The following is a 24531-nucleotide window of genomic DNA, read 5'->3' on the forward strand; positions in this document are numbered from 1 at the left end:
TGGGCGAGATTGGGAACCTGGACCTAAGTCTATGATGATACTCGGCCTTGTGCAATTGTGACTAATTCTCATTTGTGTTTTTAAGGCACCACCTAACCGTGGTTGCGAGAACGAGAGAATGTCCAGTCCGCTGATTCGCCGTCGTGTCCATCCCGCTCCGCTGATGGCGGGGTTTGCCTTGCTGTGTTCCGGCCTGCATGTCGGTTCGGCCGAGGCCGCCACCGATGGCGAGACGGCGACGAATGCGAAGCATCATCGGCATGTCGGCCGCAAGGCCCGTGCGCAATCCGCCACGCAGGCGCCGGTGGACGGCCATCATGCGACCGAAGCCGTGCCGCCGGCCGTGCCGCCGCGTGCCGATGGGGTGGTGCCCGCGCGCCCGCTGGACGGGCAGTCGCTGGAGCAGGTGGGCCATAACGGCGCGGCGGAAGAGCATGTGACCGTCGTGGGCAGCCGCATGAACATCCTGCACGAGGATATCGGCCTGAGCCGCATGCCGCAGGATGTGATGCACACGGCCCAGACCGTCAACGTCGTGCCCAAGCTGCTGATGGAACAGCAGAACGTGAAGTCGCTGGACGAGGCGCTGCGCAACGTGCCCGGCATCACCGCCTCGGTCGGCGAGGGGGAAGGCGGGATGAGCGGCGACCAGTTCCTGATCCGCGGCTTTCAGGCGCAGAACGATATCTATGAGGACGGGCTGCGCGATTTCGGCGTCTATAGCCGCGACAGTTTCGACTACGACCATGTGACGGTGATCAAGGGCCCGTCTTCGGAAGTGTTCGGCAACGGGACCACGGGCGGCGCCATCAACATGGTGACCAAGATGCCGCATCTGGGGAACAGCTATAGCGGGCAGTTCGGCGGCGGGTCGGCCGATTATTATCGCGGCACGCTGGATGTGAACCAGCAGATCGGCGAGTCGACCGCCGTGCGGATCGCGGCCATGGGCAACGAGAATGACGAGGTCGGCCGCGACAGCGTCTATTCCCACCGCTGGGGGATCGCGCCCTCGATCGCGTTCGGGCTGGGCAAGGCGACGACGCTGACGATCGAATATTTCCACCAGACCGACAATCGCGTGCCCGATTACGGCGTGCCGCTGCTGACCAAGCCGGGGACGTCGGTCGCGCGGCCGGCGACGGAGTTCGGGGTCAACCGCAACAACTGGTACGGCACGCAGTACGACCAGGATGCCACGAATGTCGACATGCTGTCGGCGCATCTGAAGCACGAGCTGAACAGCCATATCTCGTTCTACGACGATCTGCGCGGCGGGATGTACGAGCGCTATTACTCGGCGTCGCAGGAAGGGTGCAGTGCGACCTGCAACGCGGATTATTTCACCGATCCGGCGACGGCGATGGTGGCGCGGCGCGGCCATGTGGGCGGGCCCGAGCCCTATCAGCAGAATGACTGGTCGGTGCAGAATGTCTTTTCCACCATCGCGAAATTCAATACCGGCGCGCTGCGGCACCAGATCATCGCCGGGTGGGACGTGTCGCACGTTTATGACCGGCGCACGAATTATGCCTACAACTATAACGGCCAGAACGGCACGCAGGCCGACACGACCAGCCTGGTGAACCCGACCAATTATGTGCCCGGCCTGCTGCTGGGCAGCGTGGGCCAGTACGATTACGACCTGGTGAATATCAGCGGTGTCGGGCAGGCGCTGCACAAGACCGGGGATGCGACGGATGTCGGTGCCTTCTTCTCGGACCAGATCTGGTTCACGCCGAAATTCTCGATGCGCGCGGGCTTTCGCTGGGATCATTGGGACAGCCATTATTCGGCCAATGAGGGGCCGGCGGGGACCGGCCAGTCCTTCGGGCAGAATCAGGATACGTACAATCCGACCGTCAACCTGATGTACACGCCCGACGACAACACGATGCTCTATTTCAACTGGGCGCAATCGACCACGCCGCTGGGCCTGTATGTGACCAACAGCGTCGAGCCGCTGAAGAGTTCGACCGAGGGGTTCAAGCCCGAGCGCAGCAGCCTTTACGAAGTCGGCGCGAAATATAACGCGTTTCGCGGACGCATGGGCTTTACCGTGTCGGCGTTCCGGCTGGAGAAGGGCAATTCGATGCTGACGGATCCTTCGACCGGGGACGTGACGTCGTCGAGCGACCAGCAGCGGAACCAGGGGTTCGAGCTGAGTGCGTCGGGCGAGATCCTGAAGAACTGGAATGTCATCGCGACCTATGCCTATTACGACGCGAAGACCGTGGCCTCGCTGACCCCGGCGGATGTGGGCAAGCGCATCCAGTATGCGCCGAAGAATTCCGCGACGTTCTGGACCACCTATACCGCCGGCGCCAATACGCCGTGGAACGTGACCTTCGGCGGCGGGCTGACATGGCGGCAGGGTGTGTGGCTGGATGCCGCCAATACCGAGCGCGCGCCCTCGACGGTGGAATGGGATGCCATGATCTCGCACAGCTTCCTCAAGCACTGGCGGGTGCAGATGAACGGCTACAACCTGGCCAATCGCCTGAACTATTCCAACCTGTTTACCGATCGGGTGACGCCTTCGACGGGGCGGGCGTTCCTGTTCAACATTTCGGCGACTTACTGAAGCCTGGTGGATGATGGGGAGGGGCGGCCGGTGTCGCAACCGGTCGCCCTTCCCCGTTTCAGGCGCTCCGGTGCTGGTCAGGCAGGCAGGAGGACCCCTTCGGCGGCCTGTCGCTGGAAGGGAGGGGCCTGCCAGCGGCCCTGGTCGACATCCCCGATCTCGCGATCGATCTCGCCGATGACCTGTCGCGCGAACGGACCGAGATGCAGGTAGAGCGCGCTTGTCATGACCACATAGGGCAAGGCCGTGGGGTTATGCAGGGCGCAGTCCAGCAGCATGCGCCAGAATTGCCTGCCCGTTCCCGGTCCGGCGCGGTGGATGCGGAAGAGGAGCCGGACAAAACTGCGGAGATCGCCCCGCACCATCCTGTGGCCCCGCGCGCGTTTGAGCATCCGGCCGAGCCGTCGGACGCGGCCGAAATAGGCGGTCGGGTCGTAGATCGCCGCGAGCACCGACCGGTAGTCGCTCAACACGTCGCGGCGCGGTCGCATCGTCTCGAAATTCAGTCCGGCGGTACATTGATCCCCCGAATTCGTCTGGTCCCGATCGACGAAGAGGCGCCCCTCGGCCAGCAGGCGGCGGGTGAGCTGTGTCGTCGGCAGGGCGTAGAGCAGGCCGACCATGCAGACCGGGATCGCGGTATCTTCGATACAGTCGATCATGCCGGTGGCCACGCTGTTTTTTTCGCTGTCGAAGCCGACGATGAAGCCGGCATTGACGAAGATTCCCGCCGCATAGATTTTGGCGACGCTTTCCTGCAGGCTGCGCCGGGTGTTCTGCTTTTTCTGCGTCATGACCAGCGTGTCCGTATCCGGACTCTCGATCCCGACGAAGATCGCGAAGAAATTGGTCTCGGACAGGCCGCGCAGCAATTCGGCGTCGTCGGCCAGGTTGATCGAGGCCTCGGTTGAAAATTCGAACGGGAATTTCTTCTTTTCCTGCCAGCGCTTGAGGTCCGGCAGGAATTTCTTGAGGGCCTTCTTGTTGCCAATCAAGTTGTCGTCGACGAAATCCACGTGCCCGCGATAGCCCAGGGCGTGCAGGGCATCGAGTTCGGCTAGGACCTGTTCGTTCGTCTTGGTGCGGGGGACGCGACCATACAGCTCGATAATATCGCAGAACTCGCAACTGAAGGGACAGCCGCGCGAGAACTGGATGCCGACATGCAGATACTGGTCCAGCTTGAGCAGGTCGAAGCGGGGAAGGGGGCTGCCGGTGACGTCGGTCTTGCCCATCGGCGCCTCGAAGATGCCCTGTGTGGCACCGTCGCGCCAGGCCGCGATGAAATCGGCCATGATCTCCTCGGCTTCCCCGAGAACCTGGAAATTCGCGGCGCTGTAGGCCGAGGGGCTGGATGTGATGTCCGGGCCGCCGACCACTACCGGCTTGCCGCGCGCGCGGCAGGTTTCGATGAGATGCTGGGCGTCGTTTCTCTGGGGGAGCATGCCGCCGGTCATTACCAGGTCGGCCCAGTCGAGATCCGCGTCGTTCAGAGACTCGGTGTTGCGGTTGACCAGCCGGATCTCCCAGTTTTTGGGGAGCAGGGCGGCGACGGTGATCAGGCCGAGGGGGGCGGCGGGGTAGCGCGCGCCGGACAGGTCGCAGGCCTCCTTGTAATTCCAGAACGAGCTTGCATTGAAGAGGGGAAAGATCATCAGCACTTTGCAGCTGTCGGTCATCACGGAGAGATCCTTTTGATTTGGCAGCTGGGCGCGATCAAGGAGGGCGACCTGTCGTTCTCTTCGACGGCGTTGGGGGGCGCATTTTCATGGGGGCGTCGGTCGGGGACGCTTGCGAGGGTACAAGCGTCCTTTGCGGCGTCGTCGGGGGCGGTCTGTGACGGCAGAGAGATACCGTTTCAGTGAACGGCCGTCTTGCGCATGAGCCTGCGCATTAGAGAGGAAAAAGAAGACCGCGCCTAGCCTCCGCCCGGTTTCGGGAAATGGCCGTCTTGTGTTTCAGTTGGCCGACGATGCGACGGCCTGGGGGGCCTGTTCCTTTTTCTTCTCTTTTTCGAACTGCTCGTCCAGCAGCAGGGAGGCGAGGTGGAACGCCCGCCGGGCGTGCATATAGGGCAGCCATTGGCCCAGCGCATTCCACGGCATGCCGTTATTGTATGTCGCCACGCTGATCAGCGGTTCGCCCGTTGCCGCGTCGGAGGCGATCAGTTCCTCGCTCGCGCCGCCGGGTGCCGGCGGCGGGATCGGGGGCATGCCGCCGCCGGCGGCACCGGCGGCGAAGCCGGCGACGACCGGGATGGCGTTATAATACCATTTGCTGCGCCGGATATTGGTGATGGCCGCCCGCACGCGGATGACGTCGGTGCAGGGGCCGCAATCGCCGGCGGGCACGACCTGGAAATCATGGCCCAGCGCGTCGCCCAGTTCCTTCTGGAAGGCCGCCGTCATGCGCGCTTCGGCTTTGGGAGGAAGTTGCGGCGCCTTTGCCACCGGTTTCCAGATCACCGGCTCGATCATGACCGTGTGGTATCGTGCCACGTTCATGGCCGGATTGACGTAGATCAGGTCGTCGGTGTGGTCTTTCGTATGGGCCATGCGGGCATAGGTTTCGGGCGGGATGAAGCCTGTCCGCGTCAGTTTCTGCCCGGCGCAGCCCATCAGCGGTGCGATCGCCATGCAGGCGGCCATGGAGGTTGCAACCGGGTGGCGGCGGCGGGTGCCCGCTTCGCGAGGGGATGTGGGACGCATGTCTGGCTCCGGCTGCCGAAGGGAGGGTTCCGTCGCGGCATGGCCGTCTGCGCGGAAACGTTTCGATACGGTCGTGTTTCGATGGGAGCAGGCTAGCGGGCGGGTTTTTCCGGCGTGTGTCCCATATGTGCCGGTTCGGAAATATTGCGACCGCTTTGTGTCGGCGGCGGCAGCAGGACGCGGACTTCCAGCCCGCCGCCCGCGCGGTTTTCCATCACGATATCGCCGCCATGGGAGCGGATGATCGCCTGTGCCGAGGTCAGGCCCAGCCCGACGCCGCCCGTCTGCCGGTTGCGGGACTTGTCGACACGGAAATACGGATCGAACACGCGCGGCAGGGCGTCCGGAGGAATGCCCGGGCCGCGATCGCGGACGAAGACGATCATGCTGCCGTCGCCCTGCCGTTCGAGGTCGATCGTGGGCGGTGTGCCGTATTTGATGGAATTTTCGACGAGATTCGTGAAAACCCGTTTCAGCGCATAGAGGCGCCCGACGTAACAGCTCTTGTTCGGGCCGTGATAGTCCACCCTGTGGCCCTGGTCGCTGTAATCGTAGGCGATGGTCTGGAGCAGGCCGGGCAGGTCGAACATGGTGGCGGCTTCGCTGGCCGCGTCGTCGCGAAAGAACGAAAGGGCGCCATCGATCATGGCCTGCATTTCGTCGACATCGCGGAACAGGTTGGCCTGCTGCCATTTGTCGTCGATATACTCGCCGCGCAGGCGGATGCGTGTCAGCGGCGTGCGCAGGTCGTGCGAGATCGCCGCCAGCATGGTCGTCCGGTATTCGATGAAACGCTGGATCTGGGCCTGCATGCCGTTGATGGTCTGTGCGACCAGCCTGATTTCTCGCGGGCCGGCTTCCTCGATCGTGCCGCTTGGCGGCTGGTGGGTGAGCCGGCGGACGGAATCGGCCAGATGTTCGATCGGGCGGGAGAGCTGTCGGGACGCGATCAGGGACACGGCGATGACCCAGAGGGCGAGCATCGGGATCTGCAGAAGCAGGCGTTGGAGCGGGTCGAACCCCCAGAATCTCTGGAGGGCGATGCCCAGGATCCAGCTTCCGTCCGCCAGCCGCACGCCGACGAAATAGGCATCGGGATTGCGGACCCGGTCATAGGGCAGGCCGGGGGCCCGGGAGACGGGATTGTCTTCCTGGAAGACGACGATCCTGTCCGGCTTGCGGGTCAGGAACGGTTGGAGGAAGGCGCGGCTCTGCTGGACCTGCGCGTCCAGATACTGCCCGTGTTCCAGGGTGCCGGCCACCGTGCTGCCGGCCTCGTACCAGCCGTAATGGATGCTGTCGGTGCTGGCCGCGTCGGCAAGATGTGCCCGCTCGGCGGGGGTGGCGGCATCCACCAGGCGGATGACGGTTGCGACCTGTTGCACCAGGCCCGTCGCCTGGACATCGGGCTTGGCCCACGTTCCGCCGAACGCGAAGAAAAGCTGGAGCAGGAGCAGGGTGACGCCCGCGGCCAGCGCGACCGTGACGACCAGCCTGCGCGTGATCGTATCCTCGAGGAACAGGAAGCGCTTCATGCCCTGGTCACCGGGGAGGCGAAGATGTAGCCGCCGTTGCGGACGGTGCGGATGATCTCGGGGTTCTTGGGATCGTCCTCCAGCTTGTGACGCAGGCGGCTGACCTGGACGTCGATGCTGCGGTCGTAGGCCGCGTGCGACGGGCCGCGTGCGAGGTCCATCAGCTGGTCGCGGGTCAGGACATGCTGGGGATGTTCGACGAAGGCCAGCAGGAGTTCGAACTCGCCGCCCGACAGCAGGACCAGCGACTGGTTCGCCGAGCGCAGTTCGCGGCGCGTGACATCCAGCCGCCAGGTGCCGAAGCACAGGATGGGACGCGCCGGGGTCGATTCCCCCGGCCCCGGGAGATTGTCGCGGACGCGCCTGAGGACGGCCTTGACCCGTGCCAGGAGTTCCCGCTGGTCGAAGGGCTTGGTCAGATAATCGTCGGCCCCGATCTCCAGCCCGACGACCCGGTCCGTATGGTCGGCCATGGCGGAGAGCATGATGACGGGGATGTTCGAGGTGCTGCGCAGTTTCCGGCAGAGGCTGAACCCGTCTTCCTTGCGGAGCATGATGTCGAGGATGACGAGGTCGATGGCTTCGGCCTCGAGGGCGGCGAACATGTCCTGCCCGCCTTCGGCGACCGAGACCCGGTAGCCGTGCCTTTGCAGGAACCCGGTCAGAAGGTCGAGGATATCCCTGTCGTCATCGACAACGAGAAGATTGGGCATGGTGGTCATCGGTCCCGTATATCACGGGCGGTTTGCCCGATGATGTCCGGGGCAGGAAACGTTATGTCTGGCCGGACACAAAAAGGCTTGCCGCTGCATGCGGTCGTCTTCCACGGGAAGGGCCTTTCCTATCTGTGCGCTGCGTTGACGTACAGCAGCGAGATCGAGATGGAGATGACCATGTAGGATGCGATGAACATCCACGGGAAAATGGAAAAGGCGAAGGCGACAAGGTATCGGATGACAGCCTGCATGGCTTTCCGCGCCTTCGGTGCCGAGGGTTTGCTGCGCGGTGCGCTGTCGATCGACGGCGGGATATGCGTCATGCCGATGGGGTGAGAGGCCATTGTCCTTGCTCCTTCCTGTCCCCCTTTTCGGCAGGTTTCCCGTATCCTGTGCCTTGGGGTCCGGGCCGTGTGTAATCCGTTTTCTTTTCTGCGATATGTCCTGAATGTGTCGTGTCTGAAACATGGTTTTCGAATCGGTGCCCGATCGGCGAGGCGGTTTCCGGCGGCGGCCGGGGCCGGGGCCGGGACGGGAACGCGGGGGGCGTTCCCGCCACGGTGGAGGCGGCCAGATGGCCCTTTACGACGCGTCCAGCGTCATCAGCGACGCGTTGCCGCCGGCGGCGGTGGTGTTGGTGCTGACCAGCCGTTCTTCCAGCAGCCATTCCGGCAGGGGGCCCTCTGCCGTCAGGGTATGGACCGTCACCACCGGGCCGTGGCGGCCGGCACGGTCGTCCAGCGCGCACAAGGCGGCGGCCAGGCCGGGGGCGCCGGGTTCGGTCAGGATGGTGGCCGGGGCCGGGTCGGCCAGGCCGATCAGGGAGGCGGGGTCGGGCACCGTGTGGATGTGTGCGCGCAGGGCGGGGGGGAGGTCGGCGGTCCAGGCCGTGGCCTCGCCGTCCAGCAGGACCACGCGGTTGCCGGTGGCCAGGGCCATGCCGGTGGCGCGGCGGGCCGCGGCCTCGGACCCTGCCAGGCACAGCACGGTGCCGCGTGCTTCCAGCGACCAGAGATTGGTTTCGCCCACCGGGCCGGGCATGGGCACGCGCAGGCCGTGCAGGGGCTGGCCGATCACGCCGTCCGGGTGGCCGGCGCCCGCCGAGAAGGCCTGCCAGTCGCGCGCGGCCTGGGGCAGGTGGCCGGGGCGGGCATCCTGCCGGTCGGTCGCCGCCGCAGCGGGGGCCAGAGGGGTGAAGGCGGGGCAGGTGGCCAGCAGGCGGCGCAGGATCAGCGGGCCGCCGGCCTTGGGGCCGGTGCCCGACAGGCCGCGCCCGCCGAAGGGCTGGACGCCGACCACCGCGCCGATCGTGTTGCGGTTGACGTAGAGATTGCCTGCCGCGATGCGGCTGGTGACGTGGTCCACGACCTCGGCAATGCGGGTGTGCAGGCCGAAGGTGAGGCCGTAGCCGGTGGCGTTGATCGCGTCGAGCAGGGGTTCCAGAGCCTCGCGCCGCCAGCGCAGGACGTGCAGGACGGGGCCGAACACTTCGCGCCCGATGGCGGCGATGTCGTCGATTTCGATCAGGGTCGGTGGCAGGAAGTGGCCGCCCGGTACCGCATGCGGGGTGGCGGGGGACCAGACGCGGCAGCCGGTGGCGCGCATGCGCGCGACATGCGCGGCAATGCCGGCGCGGGCGTCCTCGGTGATGACCGGGCCGATATCGGTGGCCAGCAGGGACGGGTCGCCCACGCGCAGTTCCTGCATCGCGCCGCGCAGCATCGCCAGCATGGGCTCGGCGCAATCGTCCTGCACGCACAGCACGCGCAGGGCGGAGCAGCGCTGGCCCGCGCTGTCGAAGGCCGAGGCGATGACGTCGGTGACCACCTGTTCGGCCAGGGCCGAGGAATCGACGATCATCGCGTTCTGGCCGCCGGTTTCCGCGATCAGCGGCACCGGCTGGCCGTTGGTGCCCACGCGGCCGGCGAGCTGGCGGGCGATGAGGCGCGCGACCTCGGTCGAGCCGGTGAACATGACCGCGCCGATCCGCGCATCCGCGACCAGTGCCGCGCCGATATCGCCGCCGCCGGGCAGCAATTGCAGCGCGCCGGCCGGGATGCCGGCCCGATGCAGCAGCCCGACCGCGCGGGCGGCGACCAGCGGCGTTTCCTCGGCCGGCTTGGCCAGCACCGTGTTGCCGGCCGCCAGCGCCGCCGAGACCTGGCCGAGGAAGATCGCCAGCGGGAAGTTCCACGGGCTGATGCAGACGACAGGGCCCAGCGGCGTGTGGGTGGCGTTGTTGAATTCCCGCCGGATGGTGATGGCGTAATAGCGCAGGAAATCCACGGCCTCGCGGATTTCGCCCACCGCGTTGGGGTAGGATTTGCCGGCTTCGCGCACCACCAGGCCGATCAGTTCGGCCTGGTTGGCCTCCAGCAGGTCGGCGGCGGCTTCCAGGCACGCCGCGCGGGCGGCGGGGGGGCGGGCGGACCAGTCCGCCATCGCCGCCGTGGCCAGCCCGACGGCGTGGGGGACCTGGGCGGGGTCGGCGAACTGTGCCGTGCCGGGTGTGTCGTCGGGGCGGGCGGGGTTGGGGACCGGGCGCGCCGGGGTGGTGGCGGCGGTGCCGTCGGCCAGGAGGGGGGCGGCGGTCCATTGGCGGGGGCCGGCTGCCATGGCGTCGGCCAGTGCGGCCAGCGTCGGCTCGTCGGCCAGGTCCAGCCCGGCGGAATTGCGGCGGCCGGAGCCGAACAGGGCGGAGGGCAGGGCGATGGCCGGGTGGGGGGCGCCCACCGGCAGCCCGCTGCGCGCCGCCAGGTCGCGCGCCGTCTGCACCGGGTCGGCCACCAGCGCGTCGAGCGGGATGGTGCTGTCGCCGATCTGGTTGACGAAGGAGGAATTGGCGCCGTTTTCCAGCAGGCGGCGCACCAAGTAGGCCAGCAGTGTCTCGTGCGAGCCCACGGGGGCGTAGATGCGGCATGGGCGGTCGAGGTTGGTGGCGCCGACGACATGGTCGTACAGGCCCTCGCCCATGCCGTGCAGGCACTGGAATTCGTACTGGCCGTGGCGGAAATCGGGGCCGGCCAGGGCGTGGATGGTGGCGACCGTGCGGGCATTGTGGGTGGCGAATTGCGGGAACACCGCGTCGGGCGCGCCCAGCAGCAGCCGCGCGCAGGCGATGTAGCTGATATCGGTATGGGATTTGCGGGTGTAGACGGGGAAATCGCTCTGGCCTTCGAGCTGGGCCTTCTTGATCTCGCTGTCCCAATAGGCGCCCTTGACCAGCCGGACCATGATGCGGCGCCCGGTGTCGCGGGCCAGGGTGACGATCCAGTCCAGAACTGCCGGCGCGCGCTTGCCGTAGGCCTGCACCACGAAGCCGATGCCGTTCCAGCCCGCCAGGTCGGGGTGGCGGCACATGCCCTCCAGCAGGTCCAGCGACAGGTCCAGCCGCTCGCTTTCCTCGGCGTCGATGTTCAGGCCGATATCGTAGCTGCGGGCCAGCCGGGCCAGGCGGACCAGCACCGGCAGCAGTTCGGCCATCACGCGCGCGCGCTGGGCGCGGGCGTAGCGCGGGTGGATGGCCGAGAGCTTGATCGACAGGCCGTTATGGTCGTTGATGTCGCGCCCGCCCTGGGCCTGGGCGGCGCGGCCGATGGCGTGGATCGCGGTTTCGTAGTCGCGGCAGTAGCGGGCGGCGTCGGCCTCGGTCAGCGCGGCTTCGCCCAGCATGTCGAAGGAATAGCGGAAGCCGCGATCGTGGCGGGCCTGGCTGGCGCGCAGGGCGGATTCGATGGTCTCGCCGCAGACGAACTGCTCGCCCATCATGCGCATCGCGACGTCGACCGCGCGGCGGATCAGCGGTTCGCCGCCGCGCGCGACCAGGCGGGTGAGGGCGCCGGCCAGCCCGTGCTGGCGCTCCGGCGTCACCAGCCGGCCGGTGACGACCAGGCCCCATGCGGCGGCGTTGACGAACAGCGAGCGGCCCAGCCCGACATGCGCCATCCAGTCGCCGGTGCCGATCCGGTCGCGGATCAGCGCGTCGCGGGTCGCGGTATCGGGGATGCGCAGCAGGGCCTCGGCCAGGCACATCAGGGCCACGCCCTCACGCGAGGACAGCGAGAATTCCTGCACCAATGCCTCCACCCCGCCGGGGCGGCGGCCGTCGCGCAGGGCGCGGGCCAGGCGGCGGGCGGTGGCGTCGGCCTGGGCCGCCAGATCGGGCGGCAGGGTGGCGGCGTCGATCAGCGCGCCGATGCACGCGGCCTCTGGCCTGCGCAGGGTGGCCGCGATGCGCGCGCGGGCCGCGTCGCGCGGCGGCAGCCCGTCGCGCAGGGCGGCGGTCGGCGGGAGGGAGGCGGAGGGGAGGACGGGCTGGGATGTCATGGGCCGCTTGCCGACGGAGGGGGAAGGAGTGGAAGATGGTTCCCGTATCATATCGTATATGATACGCAAGATAATATATGATCCGTCGGGTCGCGAAACGGGGAGGACAGCCATGCTGCCGGAGAGCATCTTCATGGGCGCGTCGCAGGAAACGCGGGGCCTGGCGTCGGAGCGCGTGGGCAATGCGCTGCGCGAGGCGATCCTGGACGGGGTGCTGGCCGACGGGCAGTCGCTGCCGCAATCGGAGCTGGCCAGCGGGTTCGGCGTCAGCACCATTCCGGTGCGCGAGGCGCTGAAGCAGCTTGAGGTCGAGGGGCTGGTGCTGTTCCAGCAGAATCGCGGTGCCACGGTGATCGGCCTGTCGGAAGAGGACATCATCGATTTTTCCGAGATCCGCGCGGCGCTGGAGGAAGTGGCGGCGGTGCAGGCGGTGCGGCGGATGACGCGTACCGACATGGCGCGGATCGAGGATGCGTACGAGGCCTTCGTGGCCGGGACCAGCGAGGCGCCGGAGGGGATGGCGCGGTCGGGGGCGCTGAACTGGGCGTTTCACGGTGCGATCTACCAGGCGGCGGGGCGGCCCCGGCTGCTGGAGATGATCGAGGGCGTGCATCGGCGCGTCGACCGCTATATCCGCGCGCATCTGGAAATCGCGGGCCGCAAGGCGGTGACGGATGCCGAGCATCTGGCGCTGCTGGAGGCCTGCCGCAACCGCGACGAGGCGGCGATCGGGGGGCTGACGCGCCAGCACATCCTGGATGCGGCGCGGATTTCCCTTGATGTGCTGAGGAAGAATCGGGACGAGGGATGAGGTTCTTCTTTTTCTGACGAAAAGGACGCAAAAAGGATTTTCTCGTCGTCCCGATGGGACGCGCCTTGCGGGGAAGGGGTCGGGCATGGACGGAATGGGCGGCGTCGTGGCGCCGGTCCGCTACAGTGTCGAGACGCGGTGGCTGCACTGGGCCTGCGCGTGGCTGGTTCTGGCGCAGTTCGGGCTGGGCGAGCTGATGCACCGGGTGCCGCAGGCGCTGCATGGGCCCGTCGTGTCGGCGCATCTGTCGCTGGGGGTGCTGCTGGCGGCGCTGTTCGTGATGCGTGTTGCCTGGCGCGTGACCGGTGGGCGGGCGATCCGCTTCCCCGCGCGCGATGTGGCGAGCGGGCGTGCGGCGGGGGCGGTGCATGTGCTGCTGTACCTGATGCTGGGGGCGGAGATCGGGCTGGGTTATCTGGCCCGCTGGTCTGGCGGGCGGCCGGTGACGGCGTTCGGGGCCGTGATCGCGTCCCCCTTTCCGCCGATGTCGCAGGCGACGCACCATCTGTTCGGCAGCGTGCATGGCTGGCTGGCCTGGGCGATCGTGATCCTGGTGGCCCTGCATGTGGCGGCGGTGCTGTATCACGTGCGGATCGTGCGGGACGGGGTGTTCGGCCGGATGTGGGGGGCTGGGTGATGCGGACGGGATCTCGGGCTCTGGTTCTGGCCCTGCTGGTGGTGCTGGCGGCCTGCGGGGTGCGGGACGGCAGGGGACATGGGCATCGTGCGGCGGGCCCGTATCTGGATGGTGGCGCGGGCTATGGCATGCCGTGACAGTGGGAGCCAGCCTGCAAATGTGCGGAGGACACGCCGCCGGCGCGCATGTGCAGGCGGGCTCTGAGGGAGTGGGCGATGTATATCGGCATTGACGCGGGAACGTCGGGGATCAAGGCGGTGCTGGTCGATGAGGCGCAGGCCGTGCTGGCGACCCGGACCGAAGCCCTGACCAGCCAGTCGCCCCATGCGGGCTGGAGCGAGCAGGACCCGGAGGCGTGGTGGACGGCGCTGCTGGCCGCCATCGATGCGCTGCGCGACAGCCATCCGCGTGCCGTGGCCGCCGTGCGGGGGATCGGCCTGTCGGGGCAGCAGCATGGGGCCGTGCTGCTGGATGGCGGCGGGCGGGTGCTGCGGCCCTGCATCCTGTGGAACGATGTGCGGGCCAGTGCCGAATGCGCGGTGTTCGAGCAGCGTTTTCCCGATAGCCGGGCCGTGACCGGCAATGTGGCCATGCCCGGTTTTACCGCGCCCAAGCTGCTGTGGGTGGCGCGGCATGAGCCGGAGATCTTTCGCGCCACGCGGCATGTGCTGCTGCCCAAGGCGTGGCTGCGCTATCGGCTGACCGGCGAGATGATCGAGGAGATGTCCGACGCCTCCGGCACACTGTGGCTGGATGTGGGGCGGCGGTGCTGGTCGGAGGCGGCGCTGGCGGCGTGCGGCCTGTCGCTGGAGGCAATGCCGGCGTTGTGCGAGGGGACGGACCGGGCCGGGGTGCTGCGCCGGGAGCTGGCGGAACGGTGGGGGATGGATGTGCCGCCGGTGCTGGCCGGCGGGGCGGGCGACAATGCCGCCGGGGCGGTCGGGCTGGGGGCGGTGCGGCCGGGAGACGCTTTTGTCTCGCTGGGTACGTCGGGCGTGGTGTGGGCGACGACGGATCGGTTCCGGCCCGGGCCGGGGGCGGCGATCCATGCGTTCTGCCATGCCGTGCCGGGGATGTGGCACCAGATGGGGGTGACGCTGTCGGCGGCGTCCTCGCTGGCCTGGTGGGCCTCGGTCGCCGGGCGGAGCGAGGCGGCGTTGCTGGCGGAGCTGCCGGAGACGATCGGGCGGCCGTCGGGGCTGCTGTTCCTGCCGTATCTGTCGGGCGAGCGGACGCCGCATAACGATGCCGCCATCCGGGGGGCGTTTATCGGGCTGGAGCGCGGGACGACGCGCGCGCAGATGACCCAGGCGGTGCTGGAAGGGGTCGCCTTTTCGCTGCGCGATGCGCTGGACGGGCTGGCGGGGGCCGGGTCGGTGCTGGAGCAGGCCGATGTGATCGGCGGCGGGTCGCGCAGTGTGGCGTGGCTGGAGATCCTGGCCGCCGTGATGGGCATTCGCCTGCATCGTCTGGCCCATGGCGAGCAGGGCGGTGCGTTCGGGGCCGCGCGGCTGGCGCGGCTGGCCGTGACCGGGGAAGAGGTGGCCCGCGTGTGCCTGCCGCCGGAGCGTGTGGGGACGGTGGAGCCCGATGCCGGGTTGCAGGCGGCCTATGCGGCGCTGCTGCCGCGCTATCGGGCGCTGTATCCGGCCCTGTCCGCCCTGAATGCGGTGCCCTGAATACGGGTATCGCGGGAGGCCTGACGGGACGGCGGGCGGGTCCGCCTTGCGGATCGGGGTGACGCGGGGGATTCGGGCGGCCTTGCGGGGCCGCCCGGAGACGTATGGTCAGTAGCCGTGATGGTAGTAATCGCCGCGCCAGCCGCCGCGTTCGTCGTACCAGCCGTCATGGCCGTCATGGTGGCCGCGATGCCAGCCGCGATAGGGGGGACGTTCGTAGGCGCAGGCCGCCAGCGTCAGGACCGCGAGCAGCGCGCAGGTGGAACGGAGGATGGTGGTCATGGTGTGGTCTCCTTGCTTCCGGGAGGTCGTTTCGGGCGCCTGCTGTCGGAGCGTTTGAAACGAGCCCTGCCTCTCCTGCTATCTGGCAGGGAATCGTGGCGGGTCCGGGGCGGAAACGCCGGGGCGGGCGGGTGGATCATTTCCAGACCCATTTTCCGACCACCCGGCCGTTGATATGCACCTCGTCCATCGCGCGGGTGTAGGTCGGGTAGCCGGGGTTGATGCTCATGATCTGGACCATCGCCGGGTCGGTGGTGCCGTAGACGATTTCCAGCCGTTTCAGCACCAGGCCGAACCCGTCCCACAGCACGTAGACGCCCGGCGGCGACGGGGTGCGGTGCGCGGTGTCGACCAGCACCCGTTCGCCGGCCTGGTAGTCGGGTTCCATGCTGTCGCCCGCGACGCGCAGGACCACCAGGGCCTCGGGACTGTCGGTGAAGGCGCCCAGGAAGCGGCGGGGCAGGAACCAGTGGTCGACCGGCTGGGGGCCGTCTTCCACCGCCAGGTGGGTGGGCAGGGCGCCGGGGCCGGCCTGCGGGGCCACGTTATATTCGGGAATGCGGAACAGGCCTTCGGCCGGCGGCGGGTCGCGCTCGACCGGTGCGGCGCCGAAGGGCGCGCGCGGGGCGGCGAGATGCGGCCGGCGCGGCGGGGCGGCGTCGGTGCCGTGGAGGGTGCCGGGGGCCAGCGGTTCCCAGTTCGGGTCGGTATCGTCGCGGAACACGTTGGCGCTGACGGCGAAGCGGCGGGCCAGGGCCTCGCGCACATCCTCGGGCAGGCGCTGGGGGGTGCCCTTGTGGATATATTGCTGGAGATAGGCGTGGTTGCGCCCCAGCGCGAGCGATTCCGCCTTCAGATTGCTGCCGGCGTCGGCGATCAGCCTGAGCAGGGCGTAACGGGAGGGGGTCAGGACCGACATGCACCTATTATGCCGAGCGGAATAGGGAATTCCCAATAGGATATACCCTCTTGACGGCAGGATTGTGCCTATTATTGTGCCTATCCATGCGGACTGATCCTGTTTCCCTTTCCTATCGGCGCGATCCCCTGCTGGGGGTCATCGAACGGTTCCTGGTCGAGAGCGGCCTGTCGGCCACGGCTTTCGGGGTGCTGGCGATGAAGGATCCGCGCTTCGTCCACGAGATGCGGGCGGGGCGGGAGGTGCGGCGGGCCACGCGGTTGCGGGTTGCGGCGTGCATTCGCGCGGCCCGTGCGCGGGCGGGGGGAAACCGGCCGGTCTGCCCGACCGAGGCTGGGGGGCGTGATGAGGCCATCGAAATATGACTGGGCGCGGCTGGACCCGCGGGTGGATGCCCTGCTGGGGCAGGGGTTGCGGGTGACACAGGTGGCGCAGGCGCTGGAGATGCGGGTGCAGACCATTCGCGACCGGCTGAGTTATCGCCGGCGGGCGCCGAGGGCGGGGATGAAGCGGGAGGCGCCGGCGCTGATCGACCGGTCGTGCCTGAACTGCCGCGCGGCGTTTCGCGTCGACTCGCCGTTCCTGCGCCTGTGCCCCACCTGCCGGGCGGAGTGCTGATGCCCCGGCCGCCGGGGGCGAGCGTTCCCTTCCGGGTGCAGGGGGACGTTCGCCATGGTTTGGTCGGTGGGGACGGTGGCCGGGCAGCCGATGGCGGGGGAACCCTGCTGCCGAGACAAGGAAAGATCATGAACGAGCCTGCGGGAATTCCGTTCGATGCCATCAATGCCGCCGCGCTGGCGAACTGGCCGGCGTTGGTGGCGGGCTGGCTGCCGGCGGGCCGGCGGCGGGGCGACGAATGGGTGGTGGGCGGGCTGGACAATGCGCCGGGGCGGTCGCTGTCGATCAATCTGCGCACCGGGCGCTGGGCCGATTTTGCCGATGGGCCGCGCGGGGGCGACCCGATCAGCCTGTATGCCGCGCTGCATGCGCGCGACGACCGGGTGCGGGCGGCGCGGGAGCTGGGGGCGTTGCTGGGGATGGCGGAGGGGGCGCCTGCCCGCATTGCCGTGGCGGACGAGGAGGAGGATTGGCGCCCCGGCGTGCCGCCGCCGGGTGCGCCGATGCCGGATCTGGACGGCTGGGACCATGTCTATGCCTATCGCGATGCCGCCGGGCGGGTGATGCGCTATGTGGTGCGGCGCGATGCCACCGCGCATGCGCGCAAGCGGATCATGCCGCTGACCTGGGGCACGCTGCGCGCCGGGGGCGGCGAGCGGACGGGGTGGCATCCGCGCCATGCCGGCCTGCCCCGGTCGCTCTATGGGCTGGAGCGGGTGATGCGGGCGCGCACCGTGCTGGTATGCGAGGGCGAGAAGGCGGCCGATGCCGCGCAGTGCCTGTTTCCGCGCATGGCGTGCGTGACCTGGACGGCGGGCAGCGGGCATGTGGCGCGGTCCGACTGGAGCGTGCTGGCGGGGCGGCATGTGATTCTCTGGCCCGACCATGATGCGCCGGGGGCCAAGGCGGCGGCGGAAATTGCCGCGATTCTGGGCGGGATTGCCGCGACCGTGCGGCTGGTGGATGTCGGCGACCTGGAGCCGGGGGACGATGCGGCGGATTTGCGCGTGCCAGACGCGCGGGCGTGGCTGTGCGAGCGGGTGGGGCCGGTGCTGTGCGGCACCAGCGTGAAGCGTGCGGGCATGCGCGGCGGGCCGGTGGTGGAGCGGCGGGTGGCCGGGCTGGAGCCGATCGCGGTGCGTGGCGGGGAGATCGACCTGGTGGCCAGTGCGGGCGAGCGGGCGCTGGTGGCGGCCAATGCACCGGTCTATCAGCGCGGTACGCGTCTGGCCCGGCCGGGGCGGCGGGAGGTCGCGGCGGCCGACGGGCGGCTGACGCAGGCGGCCTGCCTGATGGATGTCGGCGTGCCGGCGCTGACCGACCTGTTGTGCCAGGTGGTGGAATGGCGGCGCTTCGACCGGCGCAGCCAGGGGTGGAAGGCGATCGATCCGCCGGCGGCGGCGGCGCAGGTGATCCTGAGCCGTGCGGGGACGTGGCCGTTTCCCGTGCTGGCGGGGGTGATTACCACGCCGACGTTGCGGCCCGACGGGTCGGTGCTGATGGCACCGGGCTATGACGCGGCGACGCGGCTGTATCATGTCGACGATCCGACGCTGGAACTGGCGCTGCCGGAGCCGACGCGGGCGGCGGCCGAGGCGGCGCTGGCGTTGCTGGAGGGGTTGCTGGCGGAGTTTCCCTTTGCCGCCGAGGCCGACCGGTCGGTGGCGCTGTCGGCGATCCTGACCACGGTGGTGCGGGGGATGATGCCGGTGAGCCCGCTGTTTGCCTTTCGGGCCAATGCGCCGGGGTCGGGGAAGAGTTTTCTGGTCGATCTGGCCAGCGTGATCGCGACCGGGCGGGTCTGCCCGGTGACCAGTGCGGGCGAGGATGTGGCGGAGATGGAGAAGCGCCTGACCGGGCTGTTGCTGGCGGGCTATCCGATCATGTCGCTGGATAATGTGAACGAGGAGCTGGGCGGGGATCTGCTGTGCCAGGCGACCGAGCGGCCGATCCTGCGGTTGCGCGAGTTGGGGGCGTCTTCCAGCGTCGAGATCGAGAACCGGGCGGTGATCTTTGCCACCGGCAACGCGCTGCGCGTGCGGGGGGACATGACGCGGCGGGCGTTGCTGGCGACGCTGGATGCCGGGATCGAGCAGCCGGAGCTGCGGCGCTTTGCCCGCGATCCGGTGGCCGACATCATGGCCGATCGCGGTGCCTATGTGAGTGCGTGCCTGACGATTCTGCGGGCGTGGATGGGCAGTGGGGAGGTGGTGGAGTTGCCGCCCCTGGCCTCGTTCGAGGGGTGGAGCCGGACCGTGCGAGCGGCGCTGGTGTGGCTGGGGCGGGCCGATCCGTGCCTGAGCATGCAGGCGGCGCGCGAGGACGACCCCGAGCGGGGCGAGTTGCGCGAGATGCTGGGCCTGCTGGCCGACGCGGCGGGGGTAGGGCGGCATTGCGGCCGGACGGTGCGGGAGATCGAGGATCTGTCCGCGCTGGAGCGGCAGGATTCCGCCGGATATCGCGACGGCATGCGGCATCCGGAGTTGCGTGACGCGTTGCTGCGGATTGCCGGTACGCCGGCGGGGCGTGTCAATTCCCGCCGGTTGGGGCGCTGGTTTCTCGCCCGGCGGGGGCGGGTGATCGACGGGCTGAGGATCGTGGAATGCGGGATGGCGCATGGCGGGGTGAAGCGCTGGGCGGTGGAGCGTGTTTGAAGCGGGCTTGTGCCCGCGGTGTCGTTGGTTTGGGGCTGTTGCCGGCAGAGGGGGGTGTTCCTGTGGGCGATGGCTGCCGGTCGTTTGCGGCATCTTGCCGGGGGAAGGGAAAAGGGTGACGCTGGGCGGGAAGGGATATCGTTTCCCTGACGCAATCGGCGGGTCGGCGTAACGAGGCGGGGTATGGAGATAAGGCGCAGCGTTTGCTTCGGAAAGATGAAGATTCTGCCTGCGCTGTTCCTGTGCGTGATACTGGGCGGCTGCTACAGCTATCGGGTGTCGGAACGGGACCGGCAGGCGCGTGTGGCGGCGTATCTGGACGATGTGAAGGCATGCAACGCGCTGTATCCCGAGCGGGTGGGGAATTATCATTCCAATGTGATCTGCGCGAATAATGCTCTGCTGAAACTTTCCCGGCAGCTCGATATCGAGAGCAATGATGTCATCTACATCAACAATACGCGAGAATATCTGGCGTATGAGGTGGATGGCGGGCAGATGGACCGGGAGCGGGCGCTTGCCGTCTTCGACCGGAAGGTACAGGATTATTTCGACCAGAAGCGTGCCGTCATGCAGGGAAGCCGGGGCATTCCGGGATATTACGATACGCCCAATGTCCTGACTGTCCGGGCGGGGATGCCGACCGGGACGAATTGAGGCGCGCTCGGGCGATTGCACGAGGGGGTGAAGCGCATGGGACGGGACCTTCGGATCGGCTGGGGGAGTCGGGTCGCCGGGCTGGCGGCGGCCGTTATTGTCTGCGTTGCTGTGCCGGTGGCGAGCGGGCGTGCCGCGGATGCGCCTCCGCCGCGCCCCACGATGTGGTACTGGCATAACTGGACCGATCATGATGGCATCAGCCACATGACGAAATGTCCGGTGCGGGATTTCGACCTGAAGACCATGTCGGCGCCCGCCGGACCGCAATGGCAGGATCGGCTGAAGAGTGGGCCTGCACAGGTGATCTTTACCGTGCAGCCGGCGCATTGGAACGGCGCCTGGCATCCGGACCCGAAGGTGCAGTGGATCATTCCGTTGCGGGGGACTTGGTATGTGACCGCCATGGACGGGCACAAGGTGGTGATGGGGCCGGGTGAGGTCTCGTTGGGGGAGGATCAGTTGAGCCGGAAGGACCCGCAGGGGCATATCGGGCACGATGCGGGGAATGTGGGGGATGGGCCGGTGGAGTTGATGGTTGTCCAGACGGATGAGGTGCCGACTGTGGATCGGCCTTGTCGGTTTGGGTGAGGGGGGAGGGTGGCGATACGGCTGGCTTGCGGGGGAAAGTTGAATGTCCGTTTTGGGAACTTGCAAACGTAAGGGTTGAATGGCCCGGTTGTAGGCGTGAGCGGAGGAGATCGTGAGCGTTCAGGACTCGCCGATCATATTAGCGTTCCTGTCTTTGGAAGATCTCCGACCATGCTGAAAACCGCTATCCTTGCCGCCGTAACAACTATGATCGCACTCACCACCCCCGCGTCGGCTGAGCAGTCTTCGTGGCGGGGATCTGGGGGCAACGAGTGGGTGTTCGATCTTCCACTTGAAAAAGGGCTGAGCCAGCGCATGCTTTACCTCGCCCCGCCCCGTCCGCGGGCGACATTGATCATGCTGCCAGGCGGCACCGGCAAGGTCGGTGTGCAACGTGACGGCGACCTTCGCCACGATGATAATTTCGTCGTGCGCACACGAGAGGATTGGGTCGCGAGGGGCTATGCCGTGCTGATCCGTGACACCATCGCCCAGGCAAATTTGAGAGGCGCGCGCAGTTCCCCGGCCTATGGCAAGTTGGTCGAAGATCTGGTCGCATATGCCCATAGGCACGTCCAAGCGCCCGTGTTCCTGATCGGCACGAGTCAGGGAACCATCGCGGCGATGAATGGCGCCGCCCGAGCCCGGCCGGACGCGATCTCGGGCGTAGTGCTTACCGAATCCGTCTCCATGCCGGGTCGGCTGAGCACCGAGACTGTCTTCGACGCCAACCCGTCGGCCGTGCGGGTTCCTGCTTTGGTGGTGGCCAACCGCGATGACGCTTGCGACGTGGCTCCTCCTGAGATCGCGCCTCGCATCGTCGCAGCCATGACGCGCTCGCCAGACGCGCGCGTGATCACAGTCAAGGGAGGCTTCGAACGGTCAGCGAAAGCCTGCGGCTCGCTCTCGCCACATGGCTATTATGGCATCGAAAGCGAGGTCGTCGGCGCGATCGCGAGTTGGCTCCGCGAGCACGGCGGCTGATCGGCTTTGAACCAGTCATGTCCGCTATCGGGATGTGGGTCGGAGCGCCCTATGTCTGGACTGAGGCGATAGCGGCCCCTCTGGCTATTTACGGGATGGGTCGAGAATTGGGGATCTGATTGCAAAGATGCTCTGTCGGCGCGGGGTTGGGCCCAACTGACATTCAGGATAGGCCCCGGCGGTGGGAGCGATGGAGATGTACGGTCTCGGCGAGGATCGTCAGGGGGAGAATGATCAGAACCGAGATTGCCGACGGGTGGTGGGATATGGGGCCGCCTTCCAGCAGGCCGGCGGCGCCGTAGAAGCCGAAGGTTGCGCACGGGGTGAGAATTGTGATTGTGGTGCGTTGTGGAAGGCTGTTCGGGAAGAGTTGCCGCAGGGTGGCGGGCATGATTCGTGCGAGGAGCCAGATCAGTACGAGGGCGGTGGGAATGCCAAGCACAAGGAGAATCATCCAGGGTGACCAGCCGAGGCCCCGCTGCATCGAGCCCATGTCGCCATCGCGTGTGAAGGTGCGGATCGGCACGTAGTCGAGGAAGTTGCCGATGCTGGCGACCGTGCACCAATAGGCGAACAGGGCCCAGCCGTATCGTCGGCTTTTTACGGCGCGTTTGTAGCCGATCCGGCTCAGGGGGAGGCTGATGAGGCCGTTGCCCAGGACGAAGCCGGCGGCCGCGATGAGGGCGGCGGCTGTTCCGTGGCCATAGTCGTGTCCGAATAAAAACCCGTGCCGTAGCGGGCCGCTACGGTGGAGATCCGGCTTTCGAGGCCGGTGTATAGGAAGCCGTGCGGCCTCCATTTATGTCGGAGCGTCTGGCCGTGTCTGCGACTGGCCGTCATCCGGCGGGTGCCGGCATGGTGCGCCTGTGGGCCGGGCCTTTCCGGAGCGAGGGAGTGCGTTTCAGGGCGTGGCTGGGGCCGTGGTCTGGGGCGGGGTGGGCCAGGCGTGCATGGCGATGTGGGCGATGGCTTGCAGTCTTTCGCGGGGGGCGCCGTCGCGGGCCTGGAGGGCCATGCCGCGGAGGAGGGCGCTGTAGTAGGCGGCGAGGGAGTCGATGTCGGTTTCGGGGGGGAGGTCGCCGGCTTGCTGGCCTTGGCGGAGGCGGGTGACGAGGGCGGTTTCGGACTGGGTGCGCTGGGTGGCGAGCAGGTCGCGCAGGCGGGCCTGGGTGGGGGGGCATTGGGTGGCGGCGGCGGCGATCATGCAGCCGGTGGGCAGGTCGGTGCGGGTGAATTCGGTGGCGGCCGTCGCCAGCAAGTGCGCGAAGGCGGTGCGGGTGTCGGTCGGCTGGTCGAGGATGGTGGAGAACCAGGTGCCGACCAGCTTGAGGTAGGCGGCGATGGCCTCCTGATACAGGGATTCCTTGCTGCCGAAGGCGTTGTAGAAGCTGGACGCGCTGATGCCCATCGCGGCGGTCAGGTCGTCGAAGCTGGTGCCGTCATAGCCGCGGTCCCAGAACAGGCGCATCGCCGTGCACAGGGCCTGCGCCCGGTCGAAGGATTGCGGGCGGCCCCGGCCGCGCCGGGTGGGGGCGGGCGAGGGGGAAGCGGCGATTATTTTTGTAGTCATCGCTCCATAAATCCTTGAATGCCGGGATGCGTCTCTCAATATGCCTCATGTTGGAGTGGTCGCTCCACATTTTAACCATCCGTTTTCGCAAACCGGGCATGAGGGGCAGAGGCGCTTCCCGGCCCAGCAGAGGCATGGACCCATGAGCAAGCTTTCAGGAAAAGTCGCGATCGTTACCGGTGCCTCCAAGGGGATCGGTGCCGGGATCGCCAGGGCGCTGGCGGCGGAAGGGGCGGCCGTGATCGTCAATTATGCGTCGAGCAAGGCGGGGGCCGATGCGGTGGTCTCGGCCATTGCCGAGGCCGGAGGGAAGGCGGTGGCCGTGCATGGCGATGTCTCGCGCAGGGACGACGCGCAGGCCCTGGTCGCGGCCGCGATCGGGCAGTTCGGCCGGCTGGATATTCTGGTCAACAATTCCGGCGTCTACGAATTCGCGCCGATCGAGGAGATCACCGAGGAGCATTTCCACCGGCAGTTCAACGTCAACGTGCTGGGGCTGCTGCTGACGACGCAGGCGGCCGTCGCGCATCTGGGGGCCGGGGGGAGCATCATCAATATCAGCTCCGTCGTCTCACGCGTGACGCCGCCCAATTCGGCGGTCTATACCGGCACCAAGGGGGCGGTCGATGCCATTACCGGGTCGCTGGCGCGCGAGCTGGGGCCGAAGCAGATCCGGGTGAATGCCATCAATCCGGGCCTGATCGAGACCGAAGGCGCGCGGGCCGCGAATGTCGTCGGGTCGGAGATGGAGCAGGCCATCGTGGCGCAGACGCCACTGGGCCGTGCGGGCCAGGTCGGCGATATCGCGCCGCTGGCGGTGTTTCTGGCGTCGGACGATGCCGGGTGGCTGACCGGGGAAACGCTGATCGCCTCCGGCGGGCTGCGCTGACGCGAGGCCGGCCCGGTGCCGGTGGCGCCGGGCCAAGACCCCGCCGGCCTGGGGTGTGCCGCCGGGTGGCGGGCATAAAAAAACCGCCCCGAAGGGCGGTTTTCCGAGGGTGCCGCTGGCGGAACCTTCACGCAGCCTTGAGATTGACCGCGGACTTCTTGCCGTTGCGGCCAGCCTCGATTTCATACGAAATCTTCTGGCCCTCGTTGAGGGTGGCCATGCCAGCGCGCTCGAGAGCGGTGATGTGGACGAACACGTCCGCAGTGCCGTCTTCAGGCTGGATGAAGCCGAAGCCTTTGGTGGAGTTGAACCATTTTACGGTGCCTGTTGTCATAACGAGGCTCCTTTACTTTAGTGCGGTGGTGCATACA

General features: G+C 67.7%; 23 protein-coding genes. 12 read left to right on the top strand and 11 right to left on the bottom strand.

The features are described from left to right. The first annotated feature begins 118 nt into the window (after nt 1-118). Nucleotides 119-2584 carry a TonB-dependent receptor gene (locus tag HLH27_RS11175; RefSeq protein WP_182950123.1) on the top strand — a complete coding sequence of 822 codons (2466 nt, stop codon included), beginning with the start codon at nt 119-121 and terminating at the stop codon, nt 2582-2584. A gap of 77 nt (nt 2585-2661) precedes the next feature. Here HLH27_RS11175 and HLH27_RS11180 read toward each other — a convergent pair whose 3' ends face one another. The 6 genes from HLH27_RS11180 to putA all read right to left on the bottom strand — a co-directional run bounded on the left by HLH27_RS11180 (nt 2662) and on the right by putA (nt 11869). Continuing rightward, entirely contained in the window at nt 2662-4263 is a 1602-nt protein-coding gene (locus HLH27_RS11180) for a B12-binding domain-containing radical SAM protein (RefSeq protein ID WP_182950124.1), read from the bottom strand. A gap of 279 nt (nt 4264-4542) precedes the next feature. After that, the gene (locus HLH27_RS11185; protein WP_246375801.1) at nt 4543-5292 is read right to left on the bottom strand and encodes a DUF3313 family protein; all 750 of its coding nucleotides are present in this window, start codon (nt 5290-5292) and stop codon (nt 4543-4545) included. Between the two features lie 92 nt (nt 5293-5384). Next, nucleotides 5385-6827 carry a sensor histidine kinase gene (locus HLH27_RS11190; RefSeq protein ID WP_182950125.1) on the bottom strand — a complete coding sequence of 481 codons (1443 nt, stop codon included), beginning with the start codon at nt 6825-6827 and terminating at the stop codon, nt 5385-5387. Beyond that, nucleotides 6824-7549, bottom strand: a complete 726-nt coding sequence (locus HLH27_RS11195) for a response regulator (protein ID WP_220790391.1) — start codon at nt 7547-7549, stop codon at nt 6824-6826. Before HLH27_RS11195 ends, HLH27_RS11190 begins: the two co-directional genes overlap by 4 nt. 119 nt (nt 7550-7668) lie before the next feature. After that, a complete protein-coding gene (locus HLH27_RS11200; RefSeq protein WP_182950127.1) occupies nt 7669-7887 on the bottom strand; it encodes a hypothetical protein in 219 nt (72 codons plus the stop codon). Between the two features lie 238 nt (nt 7888-8125). Next, complete coding sequence (gene putA / locus HLH27_RS11205; RefSeq protein ID WP_182950128.1) at nt 8126-11869, bottom strand: bifunctional proline dehydrogenase/L-glutamate gamma-semialdehyde dehydrogenase PutA; 3744 nt, start codon at nt 11867-11869, stop codon at nt 8126-8128. Nucleotides 11870-11981: 112 nt separating this feature from the next. Here putA and HLH27_RS11210 point away from each other — a divergent pair, with 112 nt between their 5' ends. From HLH27_RS11210 to xylB, 4 genes are all read left to right on the top strand, one after another. Continuing rightward, nucleotides 11982-12680, top strand: a complete 699-nt coding sequence (locus HLH27_RS11210) for a GntR family transcriptional regulator (RefSeq protein ID WP_182950129.1) — start codon at nt 11982-11984, stop codon at nt 12678-12680. A gap of 85 nt (nt 12681-12765) precedes the next feature. Further along, nucleotides 12766-13317 carry a cytochrome b gene (locus HLH27_RS11215; protein WP_182950130.1) on the top strand — a complete coding sequence of 184 codons (552 nt, stop codon included), beginning with the start codon at nt 12766-12768 and terminating at the stop codon, nt 13315-13317. Beyond that, a complete protein-coding gene (locus HLH27_RS11220) occupies nt 13317-13454 on the top strand; it encodes a hypothetical protein (protein ID WP_182950131.1) in 138 nt (45 codons plus the stop codon). Before HLH27_RS11215 ends, HLH27_RS11220 begins: the two co-directional genes overlap by 1 nt. A 78-nt stretch (nt 13455-13532) precedes the next feature. Continuing rightward, entirely contained in the window at nt 13533-14996 is a 1464-nt protein-coding gene (xylB, locus tag HLH27_RS11225; RefSeq protein ID WP_182950132.1) for a xylulokinase, read from the top strand. A 108-nt stretch (nt 14997-15104) separates the two neighbouring features. Here the strand turns inward: xylB and HLH27_RS11230 are convergent, their stop codons facing one another. Both HLH27_RS11230 and HLH27_RS11235 read right to left on the bottom strand, forming a co-directional pair. Further along, nucleotides 15105-15278: a hypothetical protein gene (locus HLH27_RS11230; RefSeq protein WP_182950133.1), complete on the bottom strand. Its 174-nt coding sequence runs from the start codon at nt 15276-15278 to the stop codon at nt 15105-15107. Between the two features lie 136 nt (nt 15279-15414). Continuing rightward, entirely contained in the window at nt 15415-16197 is a 783-nt protein-coding gene (locus HLH27_RS11235) for a S24 family peptidase (RefSeq protein WP_246375802.1), read from the bottom strand. Between the two features lie 86 nt (nt 16198-16283). Between HLH27_RS11235 and HLH27_RS11240 the strand changes: the two genes are divergently transcribed. The 6 genes from HLH27_RS11240 (at nt 16284) to HLH27_RS11265 (ending at nt 21701) form a co-directional block, all read left to right on the top strand. Then, nucleotides 16284-16562 carry a hypothetical protein gene (locus tag HLH27_RS11240; protein ID WP_182950135.1) on the top strand — a complete coding sequence of 93 codons (279 nt, stop codon included), beginning with the start codon at nt 16284-16286 and terminating at the stop codon, nt 16560-16562. Beyond that, nucleotides 16543-16815, top strand: coding sequence for a hypothetical protein (locus HLH27_RS11245; protein ID WP_182950136.1), 273 nt, complete (start codon nt 16543-16545; stop codon nt 16813-16815). The genes HLH27_RS11240 and HLH27_RS11245 overlap by 20 nt, the downstream gene beginning before the upstream one ends. A gap of 128 nt (nt 16816-16943) precedes the next feature. Beyond that, nucleotides 16944-19469 (top strand): topoisomerase, encoded by a 2526-nt coding sequence (locus HLH27_RS11250; RefSeq protein WP_182950137.1) that lies wholly within the window; start codon nt 16944-16946, stop codon nt 19467-19469. A gap of 216 nt (nt 19470-19685) precedes the next feature. Continuing rightward, nucleotides 19686-20126: a hypothetical protein gene (locus HLH27_RS11255; RefSeq protein WP_182950138.1), complete on the top strand. Its 441-nt coding sequence runs from the start codon at nt 19686-19688 to the stop codon at nt 20124-20126. Nucleotides 20127-20162: 36 nt separating this feature from the next. Beyond that, nucleotides 20163-20717 (top strand): cupin domain-containing protein, encoded by a 555-nt coding sequence (locus HLH27_RS11260; protein ID WP_246375803.1) that lies wholly within the window; start codon nt 20163-20165, stop codon nt 20715-20717. 171 nt (nt 20718-20888) lie between these two features. After that, entirely contained in the window at nt 20889-21701 is an 813-nt protein-coding gene (locus HLH27_RS11265) for an alpha/beta hydrolase (RefSeq protein WP_246375804.1), read from the top strand. Nucleotides 21702-21864: 163 nt separating this feature from the next. Here the strand turns inward: HLH27_RS11265 and HLH27_RS11270 are convergent, their stop codons facing one another. Then, nucleotides 21865-22500: a hypothetical protein gene (locus tag HLH27_RS11270; RefSeq protein WP_182950139.1), complete on the bottom strand. Its 636-nt coding sequence runs from the start codon at nt 22498-22500 to the stop codon at nt 21865-21867. A 102-nt stretch (nt 22501-22602) separates the two neighbouring features. Then, nucleotides 22603-23271: a TetR/AcrR family transcriptional regulator gene (locus HLH27_RS11275; protein WP_246375805.1), complete on the bottom strand. Its 669-nt coding sequence runs from the start codon at nt 23269-23271 to the stop codon at nt 22603-22605. Between the two features lie 142 nt (nt 23272-23413). On the opposite strand from HLH27_RS11275, the gene HLH27_RS11280 reads away from it, so the two are divergent. Beyond that, nucleotides 23414-24160, top strand: coding sequence for a glucose 1-dehydrogenase (locus HLH27_RS11280; protein WP_182950140.1), 747 nt, complete (start codon nt 23414-23416; stop codon nt 24158-24160). Between the two features lie 127 nt (nt 24161-24287). Here the strand turns inward: HLH27_RS11280 and HLH27_RS11285 are convergent, their stop codons facing one another. After that, nucleotides 24288-24494: a cold-shock protein gene (locus HLH27_RS11285; protein WP_182950141.1), complete on the bottom strand. Its 207-nt coding sequence runs from the start codon at nt 24492-24494 to the stop codon at nt 24288-24290. Between the last annotated feature and the right edge of the window lie 37 nt (nt 24495-24531).

Source organism: Gluconacetobacter takamatsuzukensis (assembly GCF_014174275.1).
In the GTDB taxonomy this organism is placed as follows: Bacteria; Pseudomonadota; Alphaproteobacteria; order Acetobacterales; family Acetobacteraceae; genus Gluconacetobacter; species Gluconacetobacter takamatsuzukensis.

What these genes read in the sequence shown, in the direction of transcription:
- HLH27_RS11180 (WP_182950124.1), bottom strand. Translation starts at nt 4,263, where the DNA reads ATGACCGACAGCTGCAAAGTGCTGATGATCTTTCCCCTCTTCAATGCA.
- HLH27_RS11255 (WP_182950138.1), top strand. Translation starts at nt 19,686, where the DNA reads ATGAAGATTCTGCCTGCGCTGTTCCTGTGCGTGATACTGGGCGGCTGC.
- HLH27_RS11270 (WP_182950139.1), bottom strand. Translation starts at nt 22,500, where the DNA reads ATGGAGGCCGCACGGCTTCCTATACACCGGCCTCGAAAGCCGGATCTC.
- HLH27_RS11240 (WP_182950135.1), top strand. Translation starts at nt 16,284, where the DNA reads ATGCGGACTGATCCTGTTTCCCTTTCCTATCGGCGCGATCCCCTGCTG.
- HLH27_RS11185 (WP_246375801.1), bottom strand. Translation starts at nt 5,292, where the DNA reads ATGCGTCCCACATCCCCTCGCGAAGCGGGCACCCGCCGCCGCCACCCG.
- HLH27_RS11280 (WP_182950140.1), top strand. Translation starts at nt 23,414, where the DNA reads ATGAGCAAGCTTTCAGGAAAAGTCGCGATCGTTACCGGTGCCTCCAAG.
- putA (WP_182950128.1), bottom strand. Translation starts at nt 11,869, where the DNA reads ATGACATCCCAGCCCGTCCTCCCCTCCGCCTCCCTCCCGCCGACCGCC.
- HLH27_RS11230 (WP_182950133.1), bottom strand. Translation starts at nt 15,278, where the DNA reads ATGACCACCATCCTCCGTTCCACCTGCGCGCTGCTCGCGGTCCTGACG.
- HLH27_RS11265 (WP_246375804.1), top strand. Translation starts at nt 20,889, where the DNA reads ATGCTGAAAACCGCTATCCTTGCCGCCGTAACAACTATGATCGCACTC.
- HLH27_RS11215 (WP_182950130.1), top strand. Translation starts at nt 12,766, where the DNA reads ATGGACGGAATGGGCGGCGTCGTGGCGCCGGTCCGCTACAGTGTCGAG.
- HLH27_RS11275 (WP_246375805.1), bottom strand. Translation starts at nt 23,271, where the DNA reads ATGACTACAAAAATAATCGCCGCTTCCCCCTCGCCCGCCCCCACCCGG.
- HLH27_RS11235 (WP_246375802.1), bottom strand. Translation starts at nt 16,197, where the DNA reads ATGTCGGTCCTGACCCCCTCCCGTTACGCCCTGCTCAGGCTGATCGCC.
- HLH27_RS11285 (WP_182950141.1), bottom strand. Translation starts at nt 24,494, where the DNA reads ATGACAACAGGCACCGTAAAATGGTTCAACTCCACCAAAGGCTTCGGC.
- HLH27_RS11220 (WP_182950131.1), top strand. Translation starts at nt 13,317, where the DNA reads ATGCGGACGGGATCTCGGGCTCTGGTTCTGGCCCTGCTGGTGGTGCTG.
- HLH27_RS11175 (WP_182950123.1), top strand. Translation starts at nt 119, where the DNA reads ATGTCCAGTCCGCTGATTCGCCGTCGTGTCCATCCCGCTCCGCTGATG.
- HLH27_RS11200 (WP_182950127.1), bottom strand. Translation starts at nt 7,887, where the DNA reads ATGGCCTCTCACCCCATCGGCATGACGCATATCCCGCCGTCGATCGAC.
- HLH27_RS11245 (WP_182950136.1), top strand. Translation starts at nt 16,543, where the DNA reads ATGAGGCCATCGAAATATGACTGGGCGCGGCTGGACCCGCGGGTGGAT.
- HLH27_RS11190 (WP_182950125.1), bottom strand. Translation starts at nt 6,827, where the DNA reads ATGAAGCGCTTCCTGTTCCTCGAGGATACGATCACGCGCAGGCTGGTC.
- xylB (WP_182950132.1), top strand. Translation starts at nt 13,533, where the DNA reads ATGTATATCGGCATTGACGCGGGAACGTCGGGGATCAAGGCGGTGCTG.
- HLH27_RS11210 (WP_182950129.1), top strand. Translation starts at nt 11,982, where the DNA reads ATGCTGCCGGAGAGCATCTTCATGGGCGCGTCGCAGGAAACGCGGGGC.
- HLH27_RS11195 (WP_220790391.1), bottom strand. Translation starts at nt 7,549, where the DNA reads ATGACCACCATGCCCAATCTTCTCGTTGTCGATGACGACAGGGATATC.
- HLH27_RS11260 (WP_246375803.1), top strand. Translation starts at nt 20,163, where the DNA reads ATGGGACGGGACCTTCGGATCGGCTGGGGGAGTCGGGTCGCCGGGCTG.
- HLH27_RS11250 (WP_182950137.1), top strand. Translation starts at nt 16,944, where the DNA reads ATGAACGAGCCTGCGGGAATTCCGTTCGATGCCATCAATGCCGCCGCG.